Origin of the sequence: Nocardia sp. NPDC049737, from assembly GCF_040674755.1 — a bacterium.
In the GTDB taxonomy this organism is placed as follows: Bacteria; Actinomycetota; Actinomycetes; order Mycobacteriales; family Mycobacteriaceae; genus Nocardia.
In genome coordinates, this window is record NZ_JBFANH010000015.1 from 132,562 (window position 1) to 157,605 (window position 25,044).

Here is a 25,044-nt window from a genome sequence, read left to right on the forward strand (position 1 = left end):
CTCAGCCCGAGATCGGGCTCCGAACAGGCGATTTCAGGCCTGATGCCACAGCATCCGCAAGGCGGCGTTGATCGCCCATATCGCGAAGAACACGGCTGCGGCCAGTGCCGTGAAGGCGAGACCGATCAGTACCGCCGCGCCGCCGAACCAGACGATCTCCAACAGGGCGCGCCACGGGCCGGTGAGGGGGTATCGCGCATTCTTGCCGCCGCCCGCCGCGAACAGTGCCCACACCACGATGAATACCGCGGGGGTGGCGATTCCGGCGACGACGCGCACGATGGGGTTCGCATCGAGGGTGAAGCCCCAGATCGCCGCTCCGGCGAGTACACCCAGTTCGAGCAAGAACATCAGGCCCAGATTCGCGCCCTCGAGCACAGTCATTCTCGATCCCTCTCACCCGCTGACGAGCAGCCCCGTCAACGCCAGACCAGCTTCAACACCGCGGGCGTCAACAGCATGCGGACCACGGACGCGTCCAGGACCAGTGCCGCGATCATGCCGTAGGCGATGTATTTCATCAACACCAGGTCGGAGAACCCGAAAGCGCCGGTCACCACGATGAGAATCGCTGCGGCAGAGGTGATTACCCCGCCGGTGTGGGCGATACCGTAGCGGATGGCCTCCGGCGGCGACGCGCCGTCCGCGCGCGCCTCGGCCATCCGCGACAGCAGGAACACCTCGTAGTCGGTGGACAGCCCGAACACCACCGTCACGATCAGCGCCAGCACCGCGAACATCAGCGGCCCCGGTGTGAAGTCGAAGCTCCCGGCCCCGTGCCCCTCGACGAACACCCAGGTGAGCACACCCAGTGTGGAGGCCAAGCTCAGCGCGCTCATCAATACCGCCTTGAGCGCCAACACGATTGAACGGAATGCCAGATACAGCATCACCAACGCCGCGGCCGCCAGGAGCCCGACCAGCAACGGCAGCCGCACGAGCAGCCCGTTGATGCTGTCACGCTCGAGCGCGGGCACCCCGGTCACCATGATCTCCACCCCGGAAGGTTCCGCAATCGCACGCAGCGCATCGATCACCGCGTCCGCATTGCGCTTGTCGGCGAGACCGGCGTTGAGCACATTGATCTGGTCCTTGGTCGGCGCACCGGGTTCGAAACGCCCCGTCAGACCGGGAATCCGGCTCGCCTCATAGCGAATATCGCTGAGCTGCTGCGGATTCGCGCCCACCACCACCAGTTTGATCGGTTCGGTGCGAAAACTCGGGAACAACTGGTCGAACCGTTCCTGCGCGACCCGCGCCGGATTGTCTTCGGACAAATACCGTTCGCTGATCCCGCCGAACTCGATATTGCGAATCGGAACGATCAACGCGAGCAGTCCGAGCACGATCGGCACCACCACCGCCCATGGTCGCCGCATCGCCCGTGTCGCCAGCCGCGAGAAGAACCCCGAGTCGATCTGCGCCTCGGTCTTGGTGCGCGAGAACCGATGCCAACCCCACAGGTCGATTCGCCGTCCGACAATGCTCAGCACCGCGGGCAGCGCCGTCACCGACAGCAGTGCGGCCAGCAGTACCGAACTGATGCCGCCATAGGGCACCGACCGCAACACCCCGTTCGGGAAGATGAACAACGCCGCCAGGCTGATCGCGATGATCGCGGCCGAGAACAGTACGGTGCGCCCGGCCGTGGCCACGGTGCGCGCCGTCGCATCCTCCACACTGTGCCCGCCGGCCAGCTCCTCCCGGAATCGGGTCACGGTGAACAGTCCGTAGTCGATCGCCAACCCCAGACTCACCAGCGTCACCACCGCACTGGCGAAAACGTTCACCGCGATGTGATCGGTGAGCATCCGGATGGTGCCCTGGGTGCCGAGTACCGTCATCCCGCCGATCAGCACCGGCAGCAACGCCCCGACCACCCCGCCGAATACGAAATACAGCAGGATCGCCACGATCGGCAGCGCGATGATCTCGGCCCGGCGGATATCGTCCTGCATGCCCTGATTGATGCCCTCGACAATCGGTTGCAGCCCGGCCAACTGCACCGTGGTGCCGCCGGGGCCACCGCCCGCGCGCCCGGCACCCAGCTCACCCTTGATCGCGGTGTAGTTCTCGACCGTCGCGGTGCCCTCTCCGCGCAATCCGACGCTGGCGAAGGCATGGGTGTGCGAGGCATCGGTGGCCTGCGCGGCGAAGGGGCTGTCCCAATAACTGTCGATCTTCAGAATCCGGTCGGGGTGCTGGGCAAGCAGCTGCTTCAGCGAATTCGTCACTGCCGCACGCACGGTCGGATCGTCGACGGTCATGCCCTCGGGCGCGGTGTAGAGCAAGACGATGTCGCTGTCGGTATCGCGGCCGAAGGTGGCATCGGCGATCTTGGCGGCGGCCACCGATTCACTGCTCTCGTCGAACCAGCCCTCCTGAGTCAGCCGGCCCGCCAGATCCCGGCCGTACCAGCCCGAGAGCAGCACCGCGACAATGGCGATGCCCAGCACCAGATAGCGGTGGCGGTGGATGAGACGACCCCACCGCAGCGAACCGGATTCGATCATCTAGCCGCAGGCCGCGGTGCGGTAATCGGCCGAGCGCAGAATGCCGCACAGGTCGGTGCGCGAGATCTTCCACCTGCCGTCGAGCAGCACGAAATGCACGACGGTCGTGCGGACCGCGGTGCCGGTGCCGTCCTTGTCCAGCCGCATGGTCGCGGTCAGTGTGCCGTCGCGGTTGTCGAAGACCGGATCGGTGACGCCGTAGACGGCGCGCGGATTGTCCTGCAGTGCCTTGTACATGTCCGGGATGGCGTCGCGGAAGGCTTCGCCGTCCTCGATGAGGTCGGTGCGTTCGGAGTCGGGTAGTGCCGGATCCAGGGCGCGTTTGATCTGCGCATCCAATTCGGCGGCGCTCGGCAGTGGTCGGTGGGCGGCGCTGGAGGAGGTCGCGATCGAGGAGGACAGCGAGGCATTGGCCGAGGAACGCGCGGCATCGACCGAGGCCTCGTCCGGTCCGGTGCTGCACGCCGCAGCCGCCGCGACGAGGATGGCCGCGGTCAGCACGGAACGGACGAATCGTGTGGTTGGCATCACCATCTACATACCATCAATGACCGAACTGATGCGGCCGAGCAGGGCCCGCACGGTCGTCATGTCCCTATCCGGGGCCGATTCGACCGGTACCGCATCCGGGATCATGTCGCGCACCAGAGCGACGACGCTGCGTTCGTCGTCGAGGTCGATATCGGTGGCGCGGGCCTGCGCGACGGCGACGACGTCCTCCGGTCCGGGCACATCGCTGTCGAGATCGGCGCGATAGATCTCCAGCTCGACGGTGGAGCGCACGGTGCGGAAGGCGTAGGGCCTGCCGTCGGCCGTGGTGCCGAATCCGTGAGCAAACGGACCAACGGTTATGTCATCGATGGCAAATCCCGATGGATGGTCGGCTTTCAACCGGATCTCCCTGAATTGGATATTGATTCAAGTCAACGGTAACCCCCATCACCGACATTCTCCGCCAGCGACTACCCCGGTAGGCCGGTCAAGTGCGCCATCATGGTCAGATGGTGCTGTAGCCGATGATTTGTCGTAGTTAGGAGTTCGGTGGATGCGCCCATATAGTTCGCTACCTGCTGCGCTTGCGGGTGCGGCGGTGCTGGCGCTGATCGCCGGATGTTCCTCCGATTCCGATAGCGACAAGCTCGAGACTCGACCGGCGGCGACTGCGGCGGTCGCGCCCGAGCAGAGCGCGCACCCCGCCGGGGACGTATGGGGGCTCGGCAACCCGGTCGGCGGACTATTCGCCGAGGCGGCCACTGGACAACTGGTTGCGCTCGAAGCGAGCCGCGACACCAGCACAATGATGTTCATCATCGACCCCGTGACCTTCACCCGCGTCGATCCCACTGGCGCGCCGAACGAGGAGATGCGCACCCTCCTGCTGCCCGCCCACGGTGTCGGCTTGGCGCAGGGCAAGCCGGGTGAAGTGCTGATCCCCGGCGACCACCGGATCATGCGTGTCGACATCACCTCCGGCGTGACCACCGAGGTGCCCGTGGACGGCGACGCCAGATCGGTGCGCTACCGCGACGACGGCACGCTGTTCGTCGGCACCGCCGATGGAAAGGTGCGCGAACTTTCCCCCGACGGCAAGGTCACCGACACCATTTCCGGGCTCGCCTCCGCCGATGCCCTCGCCCTCACCGGCAACCATGTCTCGGTCCTGGACCGCCGCCAGACCTCGCTCACCCAGCTCGATCTCGGCAAAGACCGCCTCGGCCTGGCACTGCGCGCGGGTGAGGGCGCGACCAACCTGATTACCGATCCGTTCGGCCGCATCACCGTCACCGACACCGCCGGTGACGAACTGCTGGTCTACACCGCCGGACCGCTCGTGCTGCGGCAGCGATTCCCGGTAGGATCGTCGCCTTACGCGATTGCCTACGATCAGCGGTCCGACACCGTGTGGGTGACGTGTACCCAGAGCAACGAAGTCGTCGGATTCGACCTGTCGACGGGTATACCGAGAGAGGTGGGCCGTTATCCGACGGTTCGCCAGCCGAACTCGGTGACCATCGACGAGCGCACCGGTGACCTGTTCGTCGGTTCCGCGACCGGAGACGGTCTGCAACGGATCCGCGCGGACCAGCGGAAGAAAGGGCAGTGATGGCGCCACAATCACGCGCAGCGCTACCGGCGAGCTGGGAAACCACCAGTGACGACTACGAATACGTGCCACTGCGGCTCCCACCGGAGGTGACCCGGGTGACGGCCTCGATGCGGCTGGCCATCCAAGCCGAATTCGGCGGCTGGGAACTGTCGCGGGTGCGAGCCTACACCGACGGCAGCAGGCGGGTACTGCTGCGGCGCCGAAAAACCGCACTACTACCCCAGCCCGAACCGGGAATGTGAGGCCATGTATTCACTGCTGCTGCGCCTGATGTTCCTGCTGCCGCCGGAACGCATCCACCATCTGGCGTTCACGGTCATGCGGCTGGCGGCCCGGTTCGCGCCGTCGCGCTGGGCGATGACCAAGGTGTTGACCACTGACGATCCGATCCTGCGCAATCACGCCTTCGGCATCGACTTCCCCGCGCCGCTCGGGCTGGCCGCCGGGTTCGACAAGAACGCCGACGGTGTCAACGCTTGGGCGCCACTGGGATTCGGATTCGCTGAAATCGGCACCGTCACCGCGCAGGCCCAGCCGGGCAATCCCGCGCCGCGGTTGTTCCGGCTGTCGGCCGACCACAGCCTGATCAACCGGATGGGGTTCAACAATCACGGCGCCGCAGCAGCTGCCGAACATCTGCGCAACCGCCGCGGCGGTGTCCCGATCGGCGCGAATATCGGAAAGACGAAGATCGTCGAACCCGCTGACGCGGCGGCCGATTACGCGGTGAGCGCATCTCTGCTCGGGCCGCTGGCCGACTTCGTCGTCGTCAATGTCAGCTCCCCCAACACTCCCGGTCTGCGGGATCTGCAGGCCGTCGAATCCCTGCGCCCGGTGCTGCAGGCCGTCCTCGACAGCGTCGAGGTCCCGGTATTGGTGAAAATCGCCCCCGACCTGTCCGACGACGATGTGGACGCCGTCGCCGACCTCGCGGTCGAACTCGGCCTGGCCGGGATCGTCGCCACCAACACCACCATCCGCCGCGACGGCCTGCGCACCGATGCCGGCCAGGTCGCGGCCATGGGCGCGGGCGGGTTGTCCGGTCCTCCGGTTGCCGAGCGCTCGCTGGAGGTGCTGCGGCGGCTCTACCGCCGCGTGGGCGACCATCTGGTGCTGATCTCGGTCGGCGGTATCGAAACCGCCGACCAGGCCTGGGAGCGCATCCAGGCCGGCGCCACCCTGCTGCAGGGCTACACCGGCTTCATCTACGGCGGTCCGTTCTGGATGCGCCACATCCACCGCGGGATCGCCCAGCGGCTGCGCGAAGCCGGTTACCACTCGATCGCCGAGGCGGTCGGCGCGGAGCACGTGGCTCATACCTGATCCCGACCGGTCGTTTCGCGCGGTCGATGCATTGTTGCGGCACATGCCATTTCGCGTGTGTGAGGCCTAAGCTGGTGTGCGGCAAGACATATCGAATGCAGCACCCAGAGGGGGCGGCGCATGGTCCCGCACGACCCCGGGAACGAATGCCGAACCGGCGAACGCGTGTGTTCCTCGTGGCGTGGTCACCGTCGTCGGGGGCGCCGTCAGCGATCACATTTACCGTGTCGATCACGTTCCTTCCGCAGGGCCGGAGGCGCACGGACGCTTCGAAGCCCATCCGGGTGGCAAGGGGCTGAACCGCGCCGTCGCCGCGGCACGACTCGGCCTGCGATCGCGACTGATTTCAGCGGTGGGCGACGACGACGCGGGCGGGCGGATACTGGCCTACCTGCGTGCCGAGCGGGTGAATACCGAACATGTGCGCGTCGTACCCGGCGTGCCGAGCGCGATCACGATGGTGGTGGTCAACCCGACGGGCGTGAGCACCACGATCGGTTGTCGTGAGGATGGCATCGTGCCCGATGTCGAGCACATCGGTGACGGGCTCGCCGCCGCGGATGTGGTCTTGCTGACGTTCGAACAGCCGAGCTGGGTGATCGATCGGGTATTGGCCGCCGTCCGGAGCCTGCGGCCCGCGCCCGTGCTGATCGTGCACGCCGCACCGCCGATCGAGGCACCTCACGACCTGCTCCGCCACCTCGACAGGATCGATTATTTGATCGGGGCGCCCTGGGAGCTCGGTGACCTGGCAGGCACACGCGATGCGGATTTCGACTCGTCGGTCGCGCCGTGGTTGCGCGCGCGGGGGGTGCGCAGTGTCTGCGCGGTCGAGCACCTCGCCTGCCGCGTCCGATCCGACACGGTGAACCTCGATCTGCCCGCGAATCCAGCAGCGCGACAAGGAGATTCACCTGGCGGCGGTGCCGCGTTCGGTGCCGCGCTGGCGTATCGGCTGTTGCTGACCGAGCGACCCGCCACTGGCCCGGACTACTACTGGGCAACCGCTGCGATGGCATCGACCTCCGTGGAGGGTCCGGTACCGGTCGGTATGCCGACCTCCGCCACGATCGATGCGGTCGTGGCTCGGTATCCCGCGTCGCGATGACATCGGCCGCCTCCCCTCCCGGCGGCCGATGCCCCGCGGCGCCGCACACTATCGGAACACCCACGGTGTCCGGTCGCCGTGCAGCGACATCCAAGAGGCGGATTCACCGTCCACCGGGTCGTCCTGAATCCCGCTGGGACGCTGGCGTAGTCGAGTCAGTATCCGCTTCGACAACAGGATCACCGCCTGCTCCCAGATGATGCCGACACGTCCGGCCAGGATGGCCGCGTCGGCGTGGGCGTGCCGATCGTGCACGATATCCGGATCGCTGAGGATCTCGTCGAGTTCCATGCCCGCGAGCGCCTGTTCGCGGGTCAGCAGCCGATCCGGCAGCCAGCTCAGTCGCCAGACCGCGGCCCCCGACCCGATCTGACGGTATGCCGACTCGGGGGTGATATCGCTGATCATGGTCCAGTTGGTGGTGTCGACGGTCATGGGTGCCTCCGGTGTAGCAATTCGAGCCCGATGAGCTCGGGGGGTACGTAGCTGGTCACGAATGCCTCCGGTCGAGCATCCGTTGGTGCAGCGTGTGCAGTGCCTGCTGCACGGTGATACCGAGTTGATCGGCCAATGCCCGCGCGTGCGCGTCGTGGTCCGATGCCGGGTCCGGGTGGCTCAGCATCTCCTGCAATCGCATTCCGGCCCAGGCCTGTTCGCGGGTCAGCTGGTCGGGTAGCCAGCTCAATCGCCATGCCGGTTCCTCGCGGCCTGCTCGCCATGCCCATTCGTCGGGCGTGACGCTACTGGTAATCGACCGGCTGCATTCATAGATCGTCACGGCTGTCTCCGGGGTGCCCGAGCTGTCGCCGACCGCATTTCGGGTGCACTGAGCCCCGGTCGACCACTGTGTCGCGGTCAGCCGGGGCTCGTTGCCGTCGGATGGAGCAGGCGACGAGTCGACTTGATCGGGTGAAATGTCGTTCCGGCGAACTCGATTCGTTCGCCTAGGCCGTGGCGAGGTTCGCAACGAGCTCGGTTTCGGTGCCGCCGGCTCTCGGCTCCCCGTGCCGCCGTGCGTGCCGTATCAGCAGAATCACTCTCATCACCAGGGCCCTCCCGAGTCATCTGGCGGACGACGCTTGGTCGCCGTAACTCAGTGTGGCATTTGCCGTTCACTACGGTCAATTGCCGTTGTAAGTTGGTAATTGCCGGTTCGCTCGACGGCTAAACCCCGGACGATTGGCATATCGTGAGAGTGGCACAGGGAACGATCGCAGCGTCATGGAGGACAGGCCCGCCTATGGTCCAGCAGGACTCACGCACGGTTGCCATCCGCAACATTCTCACCAGGCTCAGCAAACGTTCGGGCCTGAGTGCGGATCGGTTGCGCACCACGGAAATCGACGTCGCTCCCCTGCTGGATTTGCCCGTTGTCAAGGAGCGAGCGGGCCGCGAGGGCATCTCGGTGGAGCAGGCCGTCCTGCCGGTAATTCGGGACCTCGCCCGGCAATTGGCGCCGACGCACCGGCTGATCGCCGACGCTGAGTTGTCGCTGGGACTCCTGCGCGAAAAGTCGCCGCACGGAATCGATCTGGCGCGCCTCTACGCGGCCGATCTCGGCGAGCGGCGTGAATATCTCACGGCGGTGTGGGAACTGTTGCATCGCACGGTCGGAGCAGACGACATCACGTCTCCGCCGAGCGTGCGCTCCCTGCGAGCGACGCCCGAGCGCCGGGCGTTCACCGCGTTGGCGGGACAGCTCGTGGCCGCGTCGAGCTACGCCGGCCGATCCGGATATCGTTTCACTCCCGAACCGAAAGTGCTTGTGACGCTGCCGGATTCGCAGCCGCAACGCGGAATCGTCACAGTCATCGGCGACTCCGTGATCGATCATATATACCGCATCGGGCAGATTCCGGTGGCGGGCAAGTCGACGCCGGGCGGATTCGAGATGCACGCGGGTGGCAAGGGGCTCAATCGTGCGGTGGCAGCGGCACGGCTGGGACTTCAGGTGCGATTGGTCTCCGCGGTCGGCGCCGACGACGCGGGCAGATATATCCGCGACTATCTGGAAACCGAGAACGTCGACATCCGCCTGGTCAAGGAGGTCCCCGGCGCGCAGACCCAAGTGACGGCCGTGATGATCACCAGCACCGGGACCTCGAGCTACATCAGCTGTAAGGATGAGCGGATCCGGTTGGGTACCCATGACCCCCGCGATCCGGAGGTGCGGTCCGCTCTGGCCGCCTCGGACGCGGTGCTGCTGACCTTCGAGCAGCCGATCGATGTCGTCGAGCGGACCATGGCCGCCATCCGTGCCCTGAATCCGCGTCCGCTGCTGCTGGTGAATGCCACCCCCGCCGTCGAAAGCCCTCAGTATCTGTACGGCTACCTCGACACCGTGGATTACCTGGTCGGCACCACAGGGGAACTCGCCAAGATGCTGCCCGGGGAAGATATCGGCTCGGCCGAGAACATCGCACAACGGCTGCGCATGCTGGGTGTTCGTGCGGTGTGTGTGATCGACGGCTTCCACTGCACGGTGCGATCCGATGCCGTCAACACCCGCATCGCCGACTTCCCCGTCGCGCTTGCCGACTCACCGGGTGCGGCGGCCGCATTCTCGGCCGCTCTGGCGCGCCAACTCGTCGGTACGGCCGGACCGGTCGACCAGCGGGTATTCCGTTGGGCCACTGCGGCAATGGTGGCCACCCAGTCGTTCGGCGATGTGCCGGACGCGATGCCGCGGGAGCACGATATCGATCGGATCGTCCACATCGCCGCCGACGAGCCGACCACGGGCTGAGCGCCTAGGATGCGTCGAGGCCCCGCTGACGCGGCCCCCCTCGGTTGGTGTGTAAATTGGCTCGCACCCGTCACGGGCGGACGTTACGGCGATCGGCGAGGCCACATCACCTGCAAGTTCATCCCATGTATCGGAGGGCCAGCGTGACCGAAGCGGCGTCTAGCCTCGATGAGACCGGGCACCGCTTGACCCGCCGGGGTCGCGAACTACAGGTCGGCGTCGTGCCGATACCGCACGGTGTCGATGGCGGGCACGCACTGGTCTTCGGGCAGGCGACACACGGATCCCCCGTAATCAGCGATGGCTGTCTGGTCCGGATCCACTCCCGCTGCCTCTACGGCGACGCGCTGCGGTCAGATGACTGCGACTGCGGCCCCGAGCTCGATATGGCCATGGACATGATCCAGAACGAGGGCGCGGGCGTGCTGATCTATCTGGAACAGGAGGGCCGCGGCGCCGGGCTGATCAACAAGGCCCGTGGGCTACAGACCAGCGAACGCTTCGACATCGATACCTTCACCAGTTATGCGCGGCTGGAGCTGAGCGCGGATTCACGGTCCTACGAGTTGGCCGCCCAATGCTTGCGTGATCTCGGACTCACATCGGTACGACTGCTGACGAACAATCCCGACAAGGTGGAACCGCTGGAGCAGGCCGGACTCACGGTGACCAGGGTGCCGCTGCACACCTGGCCGCGCAGCGAGCGGGCGCGAAAATATCTGCAGGCCAAACGGCGTCATCGCGGACACCAGATCCCGAGACTGCTGGCTGTTTCGCCGGTCGAGCAAGTCAGTCGGGAGCGACGCGCCCGTATTCACCTGGCATCCGTGGCGATTCCGGTGATGGCGCTGCCCTCTGCTCTGCTCGGATACATAGGCGTCGCCACGATTTCGGCTGCGACGGGCTTGGTGGTCCTGGGTCTTTGCATGTGGCCCGACAGGCGTGGGGGGTACCGGCCCGCTCGACGAATACGCAACGCGGCACGTCGGTCGGTGGTCGATGTCGAGCAGCCGTGCTACCCGTATCCGGACCTGGGTGAGGTATCGGATGACATCCGCGCGCCAGGAGAACCTCGCCCTCCCACACCTCGCGGGATCGGGCGCCGACGTGCTCGCGCAATGGCGCACGCCGGTGCGGACCAGTTCGGTACGTAACTGCGAAAACGACACGGCTCCAAGGCTGCTCGCCGAACTGTCGGCAGTGGTGTGCATCGGCTCTCGCCGCCCGGACGATAGGCCGGCGCGCTCCCGGATCCAGCTTTCTCAGCAATCGGACAGCAGCCCTGGTCGGATGATGCGCGAACCGATGTGCGTGGCTGGCTTTTCCGACAACAGGGTCCGCTCATTCGGCTAGGCGCTCAGTCACATTCGCAAATTCTTCGCAGCTGTGATTTAGACCACGCGGCATGGATCTGGTATGGCGCAGTATTATCCAGATCGGCTGGTCGATGATCTTCCCGCGGCACAACCGATATCGAATTCCCATCGCGACCGGCCAGTGATTCCGTCTGCGAGTCAAGACATCTCGGACGTCCGGACGGGACGGACATCGGTCGCGCGAGCGCGCCGATGTCGCTCGATCGACCTCGCGCGGCGAAATCGGCGTGGGGAAGCTCCCGCGCGTATGGCGCCGCGATCGAGCAAGCGCACCAGGCTACATATCCCGGTCGTGAAATCGGAGGTCACCGTGGTGGACAACTCGAGCGCTCACGACGACACCGCCCATCGGTTCACCCGCAACGGGCGGGACCTGCAACTTCGTGTGATGGAGGTGTCCGGCGGTGCCGAGTGCGGGTATGTGCTGCTATATGGCGAGGTGAGCGACGGATGTCTGGTCCGAATTCACTCGCGGTGTTTGTACGGCGAATCGCTCGGCTCGCAGGATTGCGACTGTGGGCCCGAACTCGACCAGGCCTTGGACCGGATATGGGACGAGAGCGGCGGCGTGCTCATCTATCTGGAGCAGGAGGGCCGGGGTAGCGGATTGATCGCGAAGGCGCTCGGCTACCGGGAGAGTGAACGCCGCGGAATTGATACCTTCGCAAGCTACGAGAGTCTTGGCCTGCCCGCGGATAGCCGCACCTACCACGCTGCGGCCAAAAGCTTGCAGGATCTCGGACTCACCACAGTGCGACTGCTCACGAACAATCCCGCGAAGGTCGACCAATTGCGTTCGACCGGTCTGGCGGTCACCCGGGTGCCGTTGCACACCGAACCGCTGAGCCAACGGGCCGCTGAATATCTGGAGGCGAAACGGCGCCGTCGCGGGCACATGATCCCGCCGTACGGCATGCTGTGCGAGCCGCGCATGGAGTCCGTGCCCGAGCGACCGGGGCCCTTTCTGCGTATCTGGTCGCGGCTCGGACCTGCACTGCGCACGCGTCACACGGTCCGGCGCGTGCGTGTCAAAGTGCGGCCAAGCACACTTCGCCGGATCTGGCTGCGGGGCGCGGATCTGCCGTGGGGGCGCGATGCGGGGTCCGATTCGTCCGTATAGAAGTAACGGACACGATTACCCCGGTCTGGCTACCATGAGTGAGCCGCGCCACATGGTGCTATCGAACCGTGTGACACGATGAGATAGAGTCGCTTGCAATTTATCAGGAGCAGCGGGTCTCGAACCGTGTGGAAACCATGCGGTCGCTCCGGGCGCGGTTCACGCCAGAGATATCGGGAAACGGGAAGATGACGACAACAGAAATCGGTTTCGCGCACGAGTCCGGCAAGACGGTGTACACGGTGCCGCAGGCATTCCAGGAGACCGTGAAGTTACGACCGGATCAGGTGGCGTTGCGGACGGTCGGCGGCACCACGGAGATCAGCTGGCGCGAATACGGCGAGCGGGTGCGCACGCTGGCGGCGGGACTGGCCGGCCTTGGCGTCGGCCACGGCGACACCGTCGGCATCATGCTCACCAACCGGCCCGAGTTCAATCTGGTCGATACGGCGGCACTGCATCTGGGCGCTACACCGTTCTCGATCTACAACACCAGCTCATCCGAGCAGATCACGCATCTGTTCACCAATGCGGAGAACAAGGTGGTGATCACCGAGCGCGCCTTCCTCGACGTCATCAAGGGCGCGGGTGTGCAGCTCGAACACATCGTGGTGGTGGACGGTCCGGCCGCCGATGCGGTCGGCCTCGCCGACCTGGAGGCGAATCCGGCCGCCGACTTCGATTTCGACGCCGCTTGGCAGGCGGTGACCCCCGATGATCTCGCCACGCTGATCTACACCTCGGGCACCACCGGCCCGTCCAAGGGCGTAGAGATCACCCACCGCAATGTGCTGGCCCAGATCATCGCGCTGGTCAACGGCCCGCTGCGAGTCGGCCTCGACGACCGCGCGATCTCCTATCTGCCCGCCGCGCACGTCGCCGACCGCATCTCCGGCCATGCCATCAGCCTGCTCACCGGCATCCTGATCACCTGCGTACCGGATCCGCGTGAGATCGCCGCCGCACTGCCCGACGCGCGTCCCACCGTATTCTTCGGTGTGCCCCGGGTGTGGCAGAAGATCAAGGCCGGTATCGACGGCAAGGTGGCCACCGAAGCGAGCCCGGTGAAGAAGGCACTGGCGAACTGGGCCATCAACACCGGCGTCGCGGCGGCGCGCGCCGAGCTGGCAGGTAAGGGGGGCAGCCCGCTGCTCGCGGCGCAGTACAAGGTCGCCGACGCGCTGGTGCTCTCGAAGCTGCGGGCCGCGCTCGGCCTGGACAACCTCAAGGTGGCCGCCTCGGGCGCCGCCGCGATCCCGGCCGAAACCCTCGAATACTTCCTCGGACTCGGGTTCACCGTCAGCGAGGTATGGGGCATGTCGGAGACAACCGGTGTGGCCACCTACACCGAACTGGCCAAGCCGCGCCCGGGTTCGGTCGGCCGGGCCGTCGAAGGCCTCGAGTTGCGGCTCGGCGAGGACGGCGAACTGCTGGTGCGCGGCGCGATCGTCACGCCGGGTTACCGCAAGCAGCCCGATAAGACCAAGGACGCGCTCGACGACGACGGCTGGCTGGCCACCGGTGACGTCGCAACCATCGATGCCGACGGCTATGTGCGGATCGTGGACCGCAAGAAGGAACTGATCATCAACGAGTCGGGTAAGAACATCTCCCCGACCAATATCGAGAACGCGGTCAAGGCCGCCTCCTCGCTGGTCGGTCAGGTGGTGGCGATCGGTGAGGCCAAACCGTTCATCTCCGCGCTTATCGTGCTCGACCCGGACACCGCGGCCATCCGGGCCAAGGAAATCGACGCGCCCGCCGACGATCTGGCCGCACTGGCCACCCGCAAGGAGATCCTGGACGAGGTGCTGGCCGCGGTCGTCGCGGGCAACCGCAAGCTGTCGCGAGTCGAGCAGATCAAGCGATTCACCGTGGTCGGGACGCCGTGGGAGCCGGGCGGTGATGAGTTGACCCCGACGATGAAGCTCAAGCGCAACCCGATCGCGGCGAAGTACGCCGAGGAGATCGCCTCGCTCTACACCACGCCGCTGCCTGAATCGGTGGTGAACGTCTCGTAATGACCGGTGGCCCTGAGCAAAAGCTCAGGGCCACCGTCGTTTTCCCGCTATGTCTAGACGACCTCGTACTTGGCGACGATGGTGGCGCGGGCCAGGGTGTGCGAGAAAAGGTTGAACCCGAGAAAGGCGGGGGTGCCGTTCTCGTCGATCTCCAACCGCTCCACATCCACCGCGTGCACGACGATGAAGTAGCGGTGGTACCCGTGTCCGGCTGGTGGCGCCGCACCGACGAATCCCGGGAACGCGCCGTCATTGCGCAACGTGACCGCCCCTTCGGGCAGCACACCACCCTCACTGCCCGACCCGCGCGGCAGCGAGGTGGTGCTCACCGGGATGTTGGCCACCGCCCAGTGCCAGAAACCGGCCGCGGTCGGTGCGTCCGGATCGTAGACGGTGACCGCGAAACTCTTTGTCTGCGCAGGGAATCCAGACCAGGACAGCTGCGGCGAGACATCCTTGCCGCCCGCGCCGAAGACGCCGCTGACCTGATCGTTGCCGAAGCTCTCGCCATCGGCGACATCCTCTGAGGTCACCGTGAAGCTGGGCACCTCCGGCAGCGCGTCGTACGGGTTGTAGGAGTAGTCGGGCACGGTGAGTCCTTTCGATCGTCAGCTGTTCAACAGGAAGTGTTCCAGCACCCGGGTGCCGAATTCGAGTGCCTGCACCGGAACCCGCTCATCGACGCCGTGGAACAGTGCCGTGAAGTCCAACTCCGGCGGCAGCTGCAGCGGTGCGAAACCGAAGCAGCGAATACCCAAGCGGGCGAAGGCCTTTGCGTCGGTGCCGCCGGAGAGCATATAGGGCACGGTGCGGCCCTGCGGGTCGTGGGCGAGAATGGCGTCGTTCATCGCGTCGACGAGATGTCCATCGAATGTCGTTTCGTAGGAATCGAGTTTGGTGATCCACTCGCGCTCGACATCCGGGCCGATCAGCTCGTCCACCTCACGCTCGAACGCGGCCTGCCGCCCCGGCACCACGCGACAGTCCACGACCGCCTCGGCGGTCTGCGGGATCACATTCGCCTTGTAACCCGCCTGCAGCATGGTTGGGTTCGCGGTATCGCGCAGTGTCGCGCCGATAATGCGGGAGATCGTGCCCAACTTCGCGAGCTGGCCCTCGATATCGGGACTCGACGGATCGAATTCCAGGCCGGTCTCCTCGGCGACCGCGGCCAGGAATTCGGCGACCGAATCCGAAAGTACCAGGGGGAAGGTGTGTTTGCCCAAGCGCGCCACCGCCGCGGCCAGAATCGTGACGGCATTGTCCTCGTGCAGGAATGAGCCGTGACCGGCACGCGCCTTGGCGCGCAACCGCATCCAACCGAGCCCCTTCTCGGCGGTTTCCACCAGATACAACCGACGGTCGGTGCCGTCCGGGCGCGGCACGGTCAACGAGAAACCGCCGACCTCCCCCACCGCCTCGGTGATCCCGTCGAACAGGTCGGGCCGATTCTGCACCAGCCACTGCGAACCCCACTTGCCGCCGTTCTCCTCGTCGGCGAGGAAGGCGAAGACGATATCGCGTGGTGGCACCGTCCCCTCGATCTTGAACTGGCGCGCGATGGCCAGCATCATGCCGACCATATCCTTCATATCGATCGCGCCGCGCCCCCACACATAGCCGTCGCGCACCGCGCCGGAGAACGGATGCACACTCCAGTCCGCGGCCTCTGCGGGCACCACATCCAGATGCCCGTGGATCAGCAGCGCACCGCGGCTCGAATCGGCCCCTTTCAACCGCGCGAACACATTTCCGCGACACGGTGCGCCCGACTCCACGTACTCGGTCGTATATCCCGCCTGATGCAGCTGATCGGCCACCCACTGCGCGCATTCGCGCTCACCCTTGGTGGTTGCCAGATCTCCGGTGTTGGAAGTGTCGAACCGGATCAGCGTACTGACCAATTCGACCACCTCGGACACGGCACGAGACGTGGTGTTCGGACCGGATACTTCGCCAGTTGCAGACACGTACCCTTTCCTACCACCTGACACCGCCCGCGTGTCGCCATAGCCGTTCCCGCACGGCACCGCCCGCCGTCGCGAGGTGCGCGATCGCGCGCGGGTGCGGGTCGATTCACGCTGATCGCAATCGCCGACGCTGTGTGGTCGCGGCACGGCCGGGTATGTCCCGGTCAAAAGCCTTGATCGGAAAGCCGGACCCATGAAGCTCCCGAACCTGCCATTGCCACCGATCGATACCGCGACCGACTGGGTCGCCCAGCAGGTACGAGCGCGGATTCCCGAGGCGGATATGAACGACCGGGATCCTGGATTCATCGCCCACACGGTCGGACCTTCCTGGCAACTGGTTCGCGCGTACTTCCGGGCGGAGGTACGCGGTATGGAGCGGATACCGAAAAACGGCCCGATGCTATTGGTCGGCAACCACTCCGGTGGCAATGTCTCGCCCGAGGCGCTCGTGACGACTCTGGCGTTCGCGCGCTATTTCGGACCCGACCGTCCCTTTTATCAACTCGCCCACAATCTGGTGATGGCCGTGCCGCTGCTCGGCATGTTCCTGTCCCGCTTCGGCACGGTGGCGGCCGACCCCGAAAGTGCCAAAGCGGCGCTGCGCAGTGGCGCGGCGGTACTGGTGTATCCCGGCGGTGACTGGGAGGTGCACCGCCCGACCTGGGAGGAGGACCAGCTCGATTTCGCCGGACGCACCGGATTCCTGCGAGTGGCCTGGGACGAAAACGTGCCGATTGTGCCGTTCGTGAACTACGGCGCTCAGCAGAACGCCCTCATGCTCACCCGCGGCGACCGGATCGCCCGGCTGCTGCGGCTGGATCGGACGCTGCGATTGAAGGTGTTCCCGATTTCGCTGGCGCTGCCGTGGGGGCTGAATATCAGCGACCTCGCCGGGCATATTCCGTTGCCGACAAAAGTGACGGTCGAATTCCTGCCGCCGATCGACCTGCACCAGATATTGGGGTCGGAGCTGGATGTGGATCGCGGCTACGAGTACGTCACCGGGATCATGCAGGAGGCATTGTCGAAACTGGCCGAGGAACGCACGCTGCCGATCCTGGGATGAGCCTCACGCGGGCGGGTGGACGCGCCCGGCGCCGATCCGATCGATGCGATCGCGCCCCCACGCACCCAGTGGTTCCAGCGCCGCATTGAGTGCGCTACCCAATTCGGTCAGCCGGTACTCGACCTTCGGCGGCACCTCGCGGTAGATCTCGCGATCCACGATGCCGTCCTCCTCCAGCTCCCGCAGCTGCTGGATCAGCATCTTCTCCGATACACCTGGCAAGCCGCGGCGCAGCTCGCCGAAGCGGCGCACGCCATGATTCGCCAACTCCCACAGGATCAGCGCTTTCCACTTGCCGCCCACCACATCCATCGCCGCGTCGATGCCGCAGAAGTACGGCCCGGATCTCTTCGCACCCATCCCTACCCGTTCCACATGCGCATCGGCAAGTACTGGCTCGAATAGTAGGTACTCGTCATCAGCTCGGGCAACGCGGGGCAGAAACACCGAAAATCACCAGCTAAACCCGCGATTTGGTCAACGCAGCCACATCCGATAACCTTGCTGAGCACACCGGTCCGGGTGGCGGAATGGCAGACGCGCTAGCTTGAGGTGCTAGTGCCCTTTATCGGGCGTGGGGGTTCAAGTCCCCCTCCGGACACCAGTGCTAACCCCACAGGGGGTCACACCAACGATTGCGAGCTGTTGTTGGTGTTGGTAGCGCACCTGGAGGTCGAGCGCTGCATACAGCTGGATCTTGTCGGAGGGGTTCCCGGCGGCGAGGACAGCGCGGATGTCGCCGAGAGATTCGATCAGTTTCCTGATCTCAGTTTCGGTGAGCCGGTCTATTTTGGGGAGATTCTGCAGCTCGGCTCTAGCTGCCGCTTTGTCGGCTTGTGCGGTGTTCATGGCCGTGACGAGGGCTTGCGGGTCGACGCCTGCTTCTATCGCGGCGAGATGGCGGGTGAGTCTGGCTTCGGCGTCGGTGACGCGTTGTCGCAGTGTTTGGCGATGGGTGTCGGTGTCGTCGGTGTGCTGGGTGGCAATGAGGGCGGCGATGGTGTTCTCGCGGTGGTTTCGGTCGAACAGACTCGCGATCCAGGCATCTATCGGGCCCGAGGACAATGTCTTCGCGCAGGTTCACTGTCCGGGGGTGCTCTTGTAGGAGGGGGCTACCGGGGGCGATGGATTTGGCGCGACATCTGTAGTAGACGGCGTCGCGGACCAACTCCGCCTGCATCTTTCGGCCACACGCATCACAGCGGACGAGTCCGCTCAGCAGGTACGGGCGCAGACCGCTGGCTGGTCTGTTGCGTTCGAGCTTGCCGCGCGATCGGTTGCTGGTGCCCGCACGCTGGCCCCTGAGCAGTTGCGCTTGGGTGAAGGTTTCGACCGAGACGATGGCAGGGTGAGCGGGGCGTTTCGAGCGGACGACGCGGTGGGTGGGTGATCGCCGGAACCGGGCGATGTTGCCGGCGGCGGCGTCGTCGGGATCGAGAAGTTCTTCATGTTTGGTCCACCGGCCGAAGACCGCGTAGCCGGTGTAGCGGGGATTCTGCAGGATCGCGGCAACCGTGCCCGCTTGCCAGCCGTCTTGGGAACGGTGCCGGTTCTGCTGGGCCGATGCGCCGACGGACACGGCACGCCTTCTCGGTTGAGCGCGATAGCGATGGCTTTGTCACCGCAACCGGCGAGGTAGTCACGGAAAATACGAGCCACCACCGGCGCGGTGGCTGCGTCGATCGACAGGATCCGTAGTTTGAGTCCGTCGCAGGCCCGATTGGGGTTGGGATGCGGCGGACCGTCGACCACCATGTAGCCATATGGCGCGCGTCCGCCTTGGTGTCGGCCTTCGTTGAGGACTTGAGCGTCCATGCTGGCGCGGGTGCGCTGCGGCACGTGTTGGCGTTCGGACTCACTCAGTCCGCCCAGCATGCTCATCAACATCGAGTGCGTGACGTTGCGCGGGTCGAAACGTCCCCCGAGCTCGGGCACCCACACCTGCACCCCGTGGGCTTGGACCTGCGGCGCGACCAAACTGAACTGGTTACCGAACCAGCATCGTGTTCCCTCACCCACGACAATGGCCGACCACCCCCGGGCGGGATTCTTCAGATCAGCCAGCAGACGCGCAGCTTCCCCGCGACGGTGCCAGGGCACCGAACGCGACTGCCCGATGTCGAAATAGTCCGCGACGATGGACCCCTCGGCAACGAACTTCTCCGCGTTGCCCCGCTGCCAACGGTAAGAGGTCTCCGGGTCTTGATTGTCCTCGGTCGAGCAGCGCCCGTAGAACGCGAAGCGTTGATCAACGCTGCTTTCGACGGCCTCGGGGACGAGACCGAGCAACTCGTCGAGTACGGCCCACTCGTTGGACTCGGTCGGCATCGTCCTCCCTCTCAGCGCGGTGTTCACAGGCATGTCGCAGCAGCAACTCGAGCAGCACCCTGGCCGCGCTGGCATTCAACTCCGGCGGGCCTTCGGGGCAAACAACTCTGATGATGCCAGGCCCATCACTGCCATCGTTAACACGCCGGTTGCTGTGGTCAGCGCACACGATCAGCACCCCCGCGCCCCAAACACATTGTGGGACACAAGATTGTTGTGCACTCGGGATGCTCCAAGCTGCGTCGCAAGACTCGCAGTACATCTATCGGCACAGCGGGCGAACCCACCACAGTTGTACCGGTTTCCGGACCGGCGACGACCAGTACTAAACGATCACCAGCGAACTGTCGGGCTGCGTTGCGAATCACTGCTCGAAACCGAACCCCTCCACCGAATGTGTCCCAGTTACAGCAATTCGCCGCCCCGCTGATCGTGACAGCTCTGACACCATGGGCAGCCGAGCCCGAACCCGGTCTCTCACGGCGATGTCCGCTGAAAATGACTCTGGTGACGTTGTGAGGCTCGGGAGACCAGCTGGTCTCCGCTTGACCTTAGGGACTGGCGACGCCCCCAATTCAAGACCATGTGTACTGTCTTCGCGACTCGCACTGGCGGACAGGCGAGGACAGATCAGCCACATGACGCGCGCAAGCGACGTGGCGGACGAGGGGGCATGTCAGGCTCCTGACCACCCGTCTGCTGATTCTCCCGCGTTCCAGACTACCCGAACTGTCAGGCTGCTCCGTGGCCCACCACAACACCGTGCCTCTACACCGGCGCCGGGACCGAGGAAATGGCCTGAGCGGTTTCGGTCCTCACCGGCGAACAACAGCCGCTCTCCCCGCCCGCGGACTACGTCGGCGACCAGAGCGATCGCTGAAACTGCTCTCTGCCGTCGCGTGCGCGATTGTGGTTCGCCATTTCTCGTGCACGCCACTGAAACCTTTTCCGGTATGCAGACTCTGACCGAGCAGCTCGATACCCGGGGCTGTCTGGTTCGGATGAGTCGTCCGCACCAGACAGCCACCATGTGAAACCGAATGCAGACGACAAAGAATTCGTGTCAGACCCGGGTGCTCTCAACACTTGCGCCACCGACCCTGAAAAATAATTCGGCTTCCCTGCGAAGTAGCAACGGCCACAGGATGATTCGCCAGGCTCGAATCGTCATGCCTCGATACCCGGCACTGAATCAACCAATACGTGCGATGTCACGCAAATTGCGGAAAAGTATTGAAAGATTGTTTGCCGCAGCGGCTTTAGAGCCACCTGGGGGAATCGAACACCATTGGGCCCCACCGAAAACGACCAGGTCAACGAGCTGACCTGCGCGTATCACCGCCGCTCAACTGCGCTTTCGCAACGTGCCACTACATTTCGCGACATAATCTACCACTCAGCTGACGACACGGTCATCACGTGCTCAGCGCCTGGTTCTGATGCCTTGTGATGACGGCGTCATCACCTGCGAGCGTGCCAACAGTACCCGAACTCTCCGCGGGCGATCTCCGGCACATCCGAGGTTCATCCGCCCAACTTCGGTTTGAGCAACCATTCAGAGCAGCACTTGCAGCTGACGTCCGAACGACCTGCCCCGATTGCGATCCCGGAATTTTTTCAAGCTGAATGAGACCGGTGGGTGTGTTTAAGCGGCTGTCGTGTCGGTCTCCTGGGTGCTGCCGTGAGCTGGTTGGTTGATCCAGACGGTGTCGGGGAGGTCAAGGATCTTCGGTGCTGTGGTGGTGGCGAAGCGCTGCGGGTGGCGGGCGCGGGCATCGGCCAGCACCGACTGCCGGTCGGCGGCTTTGCCGGTAGCCAGCCCGTAATGGACATCGGCGGGGGTATGAGTCCGATGCCGGTGTGTCGGTGCTCGTGGTTGTACCACTGAGCGAAGGAATCCATGAATTGCCTTGCCTGGGTGAGTGATCCGAATCGTTCAGGGAATTCCGGCCCGTATTTCAAAGTCTTGAAAAGCGATTCGGAGTAGGGGCCGTCATTGGACACTCGTGGTCGTGAATGCGAGCGAGTGACTTCGAGATCGGCGAGCAGCGTGGCGACGGTCTTGGAGGTCATCGAGGTGCCCCGATCGGCGTGCACCACTTGCGGGATTCCGTGGACGCCGAAGATCTCCTTCATCAATTCCGTTGCCAGGACGCCGGATTCATAGTTGTGGACGTGGACGCCGACGATGTAGCGGGAGCAGATGTCGATCATCACGTAGGCGTCGAAATATTGGCCTGTGACCGGGTCGGCGAGCTTGGTGATGTCCCACGAATACACCCTGCTGTCGCAGATCGGCATCACAGCCACCGACCGACACCCCTGCGGTACCGACCTTCGGTTACGTGATCCCGAAACTACGGCCTCACCCCAGGCGCCCTGCGCACCTATAACACCCACCTCAACCACCTCGAAAACACCTGGGACAACCAGCCACTCGACGCGATATCCAAGGCCGACCTCGACGAGAAAGCCCGAGCAGTACAAGCCGCCAGCAGCTCCAAACCCGGCGCACGGACCGGCACAAGCGCACGAGAACACTTCATCAGAACCGCACGCTGCCTCTACCGCTACGCCGAAGACAACAACTGGATCCACCCCACCCGAAACCCCGCCCGCCATCTAGCAATACCCACCCGACCCCCATCACACCGCCAAGCAATCCCCTCACCCCAACTCACCGAGATCTGCCACGTCACCGCCCTCACCGGCAACGACCCCGAACTCGACACCCTCATCCTGCGCCTGCACATCGAAACCGCCTGCCGCCGCAGCGGCGCCCTACACCTACGCCCCTGCGACCTCGACCCACACCACTGCCTGATCCTGCTACGCGAAAAAGAAGGCATCGACCGATGGCAACCCGTCTCCCCCACCCTCATGCGCCACCTACTCCACCATGCCCAACAACGCCACAGCCCACCGACCGGACAACTCCTGCACTACCGCAACACCAAACCCATCATTGCCCGGGACTGCCCCGGCTTCGGTTGACTCCTGACCTATGGAGACCGTTCGGTCTCCTATGTGAGAGGATGCACGACCGTGCCGAAGCCCAGCAGTCGCGAAATGGCACGAACAGACCCATCAGCTAATATTTGGCAAGCATAATGGGGTACTAATGCGGCGCCTTCAGGCTGTGGGGTGTGTCGCGGACCGCCCAGGGGCTCAGCCATAGCTTTGCCATGCGCACACGGATTCCAGAATTCGTCACACCGCGCTGTTCAGCAGTCCGCTAGTGCGGCGGCGAGGCTGTGATGCCTTTGCGTACTTCGCCGGGGTGGTGTTCGACGCGCGACAAGTCCCGCGATGCCGAGGACCGCAACTGCCACGGCACGCTGGTCACCATCACACCCGGCTCGAACAACAACCGCGCCTTCAACCGTAGCGAGCTCTGATTGTGCAGCAGGTTCTCCCACCAGTGCCCGACCACGTATTCGGGGATGAAGACGCTGACGACGTCACGGGGCTGGTCCCGGCGGAGTCGTTTGATGTAGTCGAGCACCGGGCGAGTGATCTCCCGATAGGGGGATTCGATCACCTTCAACGGAATGATCACGTTGCGGCGCTCCCACTCCTGGTCCAGCAGGCGGGTATCGACATCGTCGACGTTGACGGTGATCGCGGTCAGGGTGTCCGGGCGGGTAGCGCGGGCGAATTGCACCGCGCGCCGCGCCGCTTTGGTCCAGCCCGAGACCAGCACGATGGCATGCACCCGGCTGGGCAGGGTTTCCTCGTCACCGTCGGCGATGTCGAGTTCGGCGCGCACCGAGGTGTAATGGCGGTGGATGAAATACATCAGCGCGACCAGCACGGGGATCGCGAACACCACCAGGTACGCGCCGTGGCTGAACTTGGTGATCATCACCACGACGAGCACGATGCCGGTGAAACAGGACCCGAACGCGTTGATCGCCCTGGCTCGATGGATGCGACCCCGCTCGCCAACCGTTGTGGCCGTGGCCAGTTCACGGTTCCAATGCCGCACCATGCCCGCCTGACACAGCGTGAACGAGGTGAACACCCCGACGATGTAGAGCTGGATCAACCGGGTCGCCGAACCATCGAAGGCGTAGATCAGCGCGCCCGCGACGACAGCGAGCAGGATGATGCCGTTGGAATACGCCAACCGATCCCCGCGGGTGTGTAGCTGGCGCGGCATGTACCGGTGCTGCGCCAGAATCGAACTCAGCAGCGGAAACCCGTTGTAGGCGGTATTGGCCGCCAGGACCAGGATCAGCGCCGTGGTCACCATCAGGTAGTAGAAGACCACGCTGTTGCCGCCGAATACCGCTGCGGCGATCTGCGCGATCACCGTGCGCTGCGGATCGGTGTGGCAGTCGCCGGGGAACCCGATCAGATCGCAGGTGTCCTCGGTGACCCGGGTGTGGGAGATCATCGCCAGCGCGGTCACCCCGGAGAACATCGTGATCGAGATGATGCCCATCGCCGACATGGTGCGGGCCGCGTTGAGCGCCTTCGGTTTCCGGAACGCCGGAACACCATTGGAAATCGCCTCCGCACCGGTCAACGCGGTACAACCTGAGGAAAAGGCGCGCAACACCAGAAACGCTACCGCCGCACTACTGAGGCCGACCTGCTCGGGTTTGATCTCGTAGTGCGCGCTTTCAGCGACCGGCGCGTGACCGAGCAGGGCCTGGCCGAGCCCGATCACAACCATCAACAGCACACCCGCGACGAACGCATACGTCGGCACGGCGAACGCGCGCCCCGATTCGCGGACACCCCGCAGATTCATCGCCGTGAGAAACGCAATGAATCCGATATTGATCGCGACCCGATAAGGATTGAGATCCGGGACCGCGGAGATGATGTTGTCCACGCCCGCCGCGACCGATACCGCCACGGTCATCACATAGTCCACGAGCAGCGCCGCCGCGACCACCAGCCCCGGGACCGGTCCCAGATTCTCCGCGACCACCTCATAGGAACCGCCACCGGACGGGTAGGCCTGCACCACCTGCCGGTAGGACAAAACGACCACCGCCAGCAACACCACGACCGCAGCGCCCACCCACGGCGCCAAATGGATATAGGCGAGCCCACCCAAGGTGAGGATCAGCAGAATCTCTTGTGTCGCGTACGCGACCGACGACAAAGGGTCGCTGGCGAAAATCGGCAGCGCCAGCCGCTTCGGCAGCAACGTCTCACCGAGCCGATCACTACGAAACGGACGCCCGAGCACAAGACGCTTGACCACGTCGACCGGTGAAACCACGATGGGCCAGCCTAAGGCTCTCGACGCACACACAGCCGTAGAGATTCCGTAAATAATTTGGCCCAATCACCAAAATAACGTCAAGAAGACACCTCGAGCAACTCATCCGCCGCTACCGTCCGAA

General features: G+C 64.8%; 21 protein-coding genes, 1 tRNA gene and 2 pseudogenes. 10 read left to right on the forward strand and 14 right to left on the reverse strand.

Going from position 1 to position 25,044, the window contains the following annotated elements; translation table 11 throughout:
• Positions 1 to 33: 33 nt before the first annotated feature.
• The 4 genes from AB0J47_RS21180 to AB0J47_RS21195 are packed head-to-tail and all read right to left on the reverse strand — an operon-like array spanning position 34 to position 3,404.
• Positions 34 to 384 (reverse strand): YrdB family protein, encoded by a 351-nt coding sequence (locus AB0J47_RS21180; RefSeq protein ID WP_364348220.1) that lies wholly within the window; start codon positions 382 to 384, stop codon positions 34 to 36.
• A gap of 35 nt (positions 385 to 419) precedes the next feature.
• The gene (locus AB0J47_RS21185; RefSeq protein WP_364348223.1) at positions 420 to 2,513 is read right to left on the reverse strand and encodes an MMPL family transporter; all 2,094 of its coding nucleotides are present in this window, start codon (positions 2,511 to 2,513) and stop codon (positions 420 to 422) included.
• Positions 2,514 to 3,041: a hypothetical protein gene (locus AB0J47_RS21190; protein ID WP_364348226.1), complete on the reverse strand. Its 528-nt coding sequence runs from the start codon at positions 3,039 to 3,041 to the stop codon at positions 2,514 to 2,516.
• Between the two features lie 6 nt (positions 3,042 to 3,047).
• On the reverse strand, positions 3,048 to 3,404 hold the full coding sequence (locus tag AB0J47_RS21195) for a hypothetical protein (protein ID WP_364348229.1): 357 nt from the start codon (positions 3,402 to 3,404) through the stop codon (positions 3,048 to 3,050).
• Positions 3,405 to 3,558: 154 nt separating this feature from the next.
• Between AB0J47_RS21195 and AB0J47_RS21200 the strand changes: the two genes are divergently transcribed.
• The 4 genes from AB0J47_RS21200 (at position 3,559) to AB0J47_RS21215 (ending at position 7,051) form a co-directional block, all read left to right on the forward strand.
• Positions 3,559 to 4,617 carry a hypothetical protein gene (locus AB0J47_RS21200; RefSeq protein WP_364348232.1) on the forward strand — a complete coding sequence of 353 codons (1,059 nt, stop codon included), beginning with the start codon at positions 3,559 to 3,561 and terminating at the stop codon, positions 4,615 to 4,617.
• On the forward strand, positions 4,617 to 4,862 hold the full coding sequence (locus AB0J47_RS21205) for a DUF5703 family protein (RefSeq protein WP_040691094.1): 246 nt from the start codon (positions 4,617 to 4,619) through the stop codon (positions 4,860 to 4,862). The genes AB0J47_RS21200 and AB0J47_RS21205 overlap by 1 nt, the downstream gene beginning before the upstream one ends.
• A gap of 4 nt (positions 4,863 to 4,866) precedes the next feature.
• The gene (locus AB0J47_RS21210; protein ID WP_364348236.1) at positions 4,867 to 5,943 is read left to right on the forward strand and encodes a quinone-dependent dihydroorotate dehydrogenase; all 1,077 of its coding nucleotides are present in this window, start codon (positions 4,867 to 4,869) and stop codon (positions 5,941 to 5,943) included.
• A gap of 181 nt (positions 5,944 to 6,124) precedes the next feature.
• Positions 6,125 to 7,051 (forward strand): PfkB family carbohydrate kinase, encoded by a 927-nt coding sequence (locus AB0J47_RS21215; protein ID WP_364348239.1) that lies wholly within the window; start codon positions 6,125 to 6,127, stop codon positions 7,049 to 7,051.
• A gap of 48 nt (positions 7,052 to 7,099) precedes the next feature.
• Here the strand turns inward: AB0J47_RS21215 and AB0J47_RS21220 are convergent, their stop codons facing one another.
• Positions 7,100 to 7,486, reverse strand: coding sequence for a hypothetical protein (locus AB0J47_RS21220; RefSeq protein WP_364348242.1), 387 nt, complete (start codon positions 7,484 to 7,486; stop codon positions 7,100 to 7,102).
• A 55-nt stretch (positions 7,487 to 7,541) separates the two neighbouring features.
• Complete coding sequence (locus AB0J47_RS21225; protein WP_364348245.1) at positions 7,542 to 7,829, reverse strand: hypothetical protein; 288 nt, start codon at positions 7,827 to 7,829, stop codon at positions 7,542 to 7,544.
• 462 nt (positions 7,830 to 8,291) lie between these two features.
• Here AB0J47_RS21225 and AB0J47_RS21230 point away from each other — a divergent pair, with 462 nt between their 5' ends.
• The 4 genes from AB0J47_RS21230 (at position 8,292) to AB0J47_RS21245 (ending at position 14,314) form a co-directional block, all read left to right on the forward strand.
• A complete protein-coding gene (locus tag AB0J47_RS21230; RefSeq protein ID WP_364348248.1) occupies positions 8,292 to 9,797 on the forward strand; it encodes a PfkB family carbohydrate kinase in 1,506 nt (501 codons plus the stop codon).
• Positions 9,798 to 9,940: 143 nt separating this feature from the next.
• Positions 9,941 to 10,951, forward strand: coding sequence for a GTP cyclohydrolase II (locus AB0J47_RS21235; protein ID WP_364348251.1), 1,011 nt, complete (start codon positions 9,941 to 9,943; stop codon positions 10,949 to 10,951).
• 514 nt (positions 10,952 to 11,465) lie between these two features.
• Positions 11,466 to 12,293 (forward strand): GTP cyclohydrolase II, encoded by an 828-nt coding sequence (locus AB0J47_RS21240; RefSeq protein WP_364348254.1) that lies wholly within the window; start codon positions 11,466 to 11,468, stop codon positions 12,291 to 12,293.
• A 188-nt stretch (positions 12,294 to 12,481) separates the two neighbouring features.
• Positions 12,482 to 14,314: a long-chain fatty acid--CoA ligase gene (locus AB0J47_RS21245; protein WP_364348257.1), complete on the forward strand. Its 1,833-nt coding sequence runs from the start codon at positions 12,482 to 12,484 to the stop codon at positions 14,312 to 14,314.
• Between the two features lie 53 nt (positions 14,315 to 14,367).
• Here the strand turns inward: AB0J47_RS21245 and AB0J47_RS21250 are convergent, their stop codons facing one another.
• Entirely contained in the window at positions 14,368 to 14,904 is a 537-nt protein-coding gene (locus AB0J47_RS21250; protein WP_364348260.1) for a YbhB/YbcL family Raf kinase inhibitor-like protein, read from the reverse strand.
• A gap of 18 nt (positions 14,905 to 14,922) precedes the next feature.
• On the reverse strand, positions 14,923 to 16,284 hold the full coding sequence (locus AB0J47_RS21255) for a M20/M25/M40 family metallo-hydrolase (protein ID WP_364348263.1): 1,362 nt from the start codon (positions 16,282 to 16,284) through the stop codon (positions 14,923 to 14,925).
• A 193-nt stretch (positions 16,285 to 16,477) separates the two neighbouring features.
• Here AB0J47_RS21255 and AB0J47_RS21260 point away from each other — a divergent pair, with 193 nt between their 5' ends.
• Positions 16,478 to 17,353 (forward strand): lysophospholipid acyltransferase family protein, encoded by an 876-nt coding sequence (locus tag AB0J47_RS21260; RefSeq protein WP_364348266.1) that lies wholly within the window; start codon positions 16,478 to 16,480, stop codon positions 17,351 to 17,353.
• 3 nt (positions 17,354 to 17,356) lie between these two features.
• Here the strand turns inward: AB0J47_RS21260 and AB0J47_RS21265 are convergent, their stop codons facing one another.
• Positions 17,357 to 17,713, reverse strand: coding sequence for a helix-turn-helix domain-containing protein (locus AB0J47_RS21265; protein WP_364348269.1), 357 nt, complete (start codon positions 17,711 to 17,713; stop codon positions 17,357 to 17,359).
• Between the two features lie 156 nt (positions 17,714 to 17,869).
• On the opposite strand from AB0J47_RS21265, the gene AB0J47_RS21270 reads away from it, so the two are divergent.
• Positions 17,870 to 17,957, forward strand: a tRNA-Leu gene (locus AB0J47_RS21270).
• Here AB0J47_RS21270 and AB0J47_RS21275 read toward each other — a convergent pair.
• The 5 genes and pseudogenes from AB0J47_RS21275 to AB0J47_RS21295 all read right to left on the reverse strand — a co-directional run bounded on the left by AB0J47_RS21275 (position 17,936) and on the right by AB0J47_RS21295 (position 24,920).
• A complete protein-coding gene (locus AB0J47_RS21275; RefSeq protein WP_364348272.1) occupies positions 17,936 to 18,202 on the reverse strand; it encodes a hypothetical protein in 267 nt (88 codons plus the stop codon). The two genes, AB0J47_RS21270 and AB0J47_RS21275, sit on opposite strands and share 22 nt — an antisense overlap.
• Positions 18,168 to 18,932 carry a recombinase family protein gene (locus AB0J47_RS21280; protein ID WP_364348487.1) on the reverse strand — a complete coding sequence of 255 codons (765 nt, stop codon included), beginning with the start codon at positions 18,930 to 18,932 and terminating at the stop codon, positions 18,168 to 18,170. Before AB0J47_RS21280 ends, AB0J47_RS21275 begins: the two co-directional genes overlap by 35 nt.
• 233 nt (positions 18,933 to 19,165) lie before the next feature.
• Positions 19,166 to 19,756, reverse strand: a pseudogene (locus AB0J47_RS21285) (recombinase family protein); the annotation flags it as partial.
• A 1,570-nt stretch (positions 19,757 to 21,326) separates the two neighbouring features.
• Positions 21,327 to 21,961 (reverse strand): annotated as a pseudogene (locus tag AB0J47_RS21290) (DDE-type integrase/transposase/recombinase); the annotation flags it as partial.
• A gap of 955 nt (positions 21,962 to 22,916) precedes the next feature.
• Entirely contained in the window at positions 22,917 to 24,920 is a 2,004-nt protein-coding gene (locus AB0J47_RS21295) for an APC family permease (protein ID WP_364348275.1), read from the reverse strand.
• Positions 24,921 to 25,044 lie beyond the last annotated feature (124 nt).